This is a genomic window from Psychrobacillus sp., assembly GCF_056205495.1.
Genome location: NZ_JBAEAP010000438.1, coordinates 1 through 2887 on the forward strand (window position 1 = coordinate 1; position 2887 = coordinate 2887).

At 38.0% G+C, this 2887-nt stretch carries 3 protein-coding genes; 1 reads left to right on the forward strand and 2 read right to left on the reverse strand.

The genetic code is table 11. The features are described 5' to 3' along the window. The coding region (locus AC06OU_RS12740; RefSeq protein ID WP_475856223.1) for a GntR family transcriptional regulator at nt 1–482 on the reverse strand (482 nt) is incomplete at its 3' end. 105 nt (nt 483–587) lie between these two features. Between AC06OU_RS12740 and AC06OU_RS12745 the strand changes: the two genes are divergently transcribed. Further along, the gene (locus AC06OU_RS12745) at nt 588–1952 is read left to right on the forward strand and encodes an FAD-binding oxidoreductase (protein WP_475856225.1); all 1365 of its coding nucleotides are present in this window, start codon (nt 588–590) and stop codon (nt 1950–1952) included. Nucleotides 1953–2026: 74 nt separating this feature from the next. Here AC06OU_RS12745 and guaC read toward each other — a convergent pair. Further along, a partial coding sequence (guaC, locus tag AC06OU_RS12750) for a GMP reductase (RefSeq protein ID WP_475856226.1) occupies nt 2027–2887 on the reverse strand: 861 nt, incomplete at its 5' end.

Sequence of the window (2887 nt, forward strand, 5' to 3'; positions counted from 1 at the left end):
TTACTTCCAGCGTTAGCATCATTTATCAGTTCACTCAACTTTCGATTGGGTCCTATACTTCCAATCAGCAAATGAAATTGTTGGTCTAAGTCATTAAACGTGTTGTATCTTTCCTCTTTAATGGAAGTTAATTGCTCCGCAAGATTTTCTTCTAGTGCATACAATACCTCCTCGGAAATATAATTTGCATTTTGGTCAATATTATATATTTCTAATAATCTACGTATTTCCATATAGTGTAGCCCGTCTTCTTTTGTAAAAGTTGCTACAATTGCCGGTTTAGCCTTATTTACTTCAACTAGACCCTCAGCGGCTAATCTTTTTAAAGCTTCACGCAATGGAGTTCGACTAATCCCTAAATCTAACGCTAGCTTTTCTTCTGGTAATTCTTCCTGCTGTGCTAGTTTCCCGCTAATAATAGCGTCCTTTAAAGCATTAAACGCTTGATCAGCTAAAGATTCTTTTGGAGAAAGCTTTTTCAAAATAATTTCTCCTTCCTGTATACTGTATACATGAATAATATATTATGTTAATATTATTGTAAATAAATATTTTGAATTTTTAGATATACAGGAGGATTGTCATTTATGGAAGCACATCTATTTGACCAATTTGAAAAGGTACTAGGAAAAGAGAAAATAAGTAAAAGTGAATCAGAATTATATAGACATAGTCGAGATGAATCCTCCCACCCTTTTGTGGAGCCGGATTTTGTAATCTTTCCGGATAGTGTAGAAGACATTGTGACCGTTCTCAAAATGGCTAATGAGCATAAGGTACCTGTTACTCCATATGGCGCAGGTTCAGGCCTTGAAGGTCAAGCTATACCAATTCACAAGGGGATATCTATAAGCTTTGATAATATGAATAAAGTAATAGAATTTAATCCTGAAGATATGATGGTTACTGTGGAGCCAGGAATCACACGTCTACAGCTAAACCATTTTGTTAATAAGCACGGTCTATACTTTCCAATTGATCCTGGTGCTGATGCCTCTATTGGAGGGATGGTCGCAAATAATGCAAGTGGAACGACCGCTGTACGATACGGCTCAATGAGAGATCAAATTTTAGATTTAGAAGTTGTTTTAGCAAACGGTACCGTGATCCATACAGGATCCAAGGCAAAAAAATCTTCCTCAGGCTATAACTTAAATGGAATTATGGCTGGATCAGAGGGAACTTTAGGAGTAATTACAAAGGTTACTTTAAAACTCCACGGTATTCCAGAGAAAGTGATTGCTGCTCGTTGTACATTTGAAACACCAGGGAGTTGTGCAGAAGCTGCTCAAGCAGTATTGTCCTGTGGAATTCCAGTTCTTAGAATGGAATTAGTAGATGCGGAAAGTATAAAACAAGTAAACGTGTATGGTGACTATGGATTCCCCGAGGAGCACTCTCTCTTCTTTGAATTTGCAGGGACTCCTAATATCGTGGAAGAAGAAGCAACAGTAGTTGAAGAGTTAATGAAGGATTTAGGCTGCAGCAACTGGGAGCGTGCCAATTCTCCAAAAGATCGCGCTGATTTGTGGAAGGCTCGTCATGAGCTCTCTTATGCCTACAAGCATATTAAAGGAAAAGACAACACAGGAGCTGACGCATGTGTACCTATTTCTAAGCTAGCAGAGATGGTTGTATTCGGTCGCACGCTATTAGAGGAAAGTGGTCTTATAGGAGGCGTCTTCGGACATGTGGGTGATGGTAATTTCCACACGATGGTCATGTACGATCCGAACGATCCAATAGAAGTAGCTAAAGCCAAATATACAAATGACCAAATTGCTTTGAAAGCAATAGACTTAGGCGGTAGTTGTACAGGTGAGCATGGAGTTGGAGTCGGTAAAATGAAATACCAGCTCAAGGAGCATGGTGAGGCAGTGGAACTAATGAAGTCTATAAAATTACTATTTGATCCAAACAGAATTTTAAACCCAGGGAAGATCTTTATTTAAAAGCGAGTGAAATGGATTGAATTATAAAAAAGGACCACACAGCTCGATGAACTGTGTGGTCCTTTTTTTTGAATTTAATATACCTTATCTCCATTAAAAATGGAATTTTTCACTACTACATAATCTACATTACGAATAGCGTCTAATTTGTTTCCGCCTGCATACGAAATGGAAGATTGTAAATCCTGCTCCATCTCTCTTAAAGTATCCTCAAGATGTCCCTTATGCTCGACGAACATTTTTTTACCTTCGACGTTTTTCTTCTCGCCTTTTTGAAATTCAGAAGCAGAACCGAAGTATTCTTTAAAACGTTTACCATCTTTTTCAATCGTAACTCCAGGAGATTCCTCATGACCTGCAAAAAGAGAACCGACCATTACCATGGATGCACCAAATCGAACAGACTTAGCTATATCACCATGCGTACGAATACCGCCATCCGCGATAATTGGTTTACTAGCAGCTTTTGCACACCAGCGTAAAGCAGCTAACTGCCATCCACCAGTTCCAAAACCAGTTTTAATCTTTGTAATACAAACCTTCCCTGGTCCAATCCCTACTTTAGTAGCGTCTGCTCCTGCATTTTCTAACTCCCGTACTGCCTCTGGAGTTCCTACATTTCCTGCAATCACAAAGCTTTTTGGTAAATAATTTTTAATATGCTTAATCATATTAATCACGGCATTAGAATGACCATGTGCAATATCTATTGTAATAAATTCAGGTACCAATGACTTGCTCGCTAATTCCTCTATGAATTGATATTCTTCCTCTTTGACACCGACACTTATCGAAGCAATCAAGCCTTTAGACTGCATATTCTTAATAAAATCTATACGCTTTTCTGGCTGAAATCGATGCATGATATAAAAATATCCTTTTTCAGCTAAATATAAAGCTATTTTTTCATCTATAATTGTTTGCATGTTTGCAGG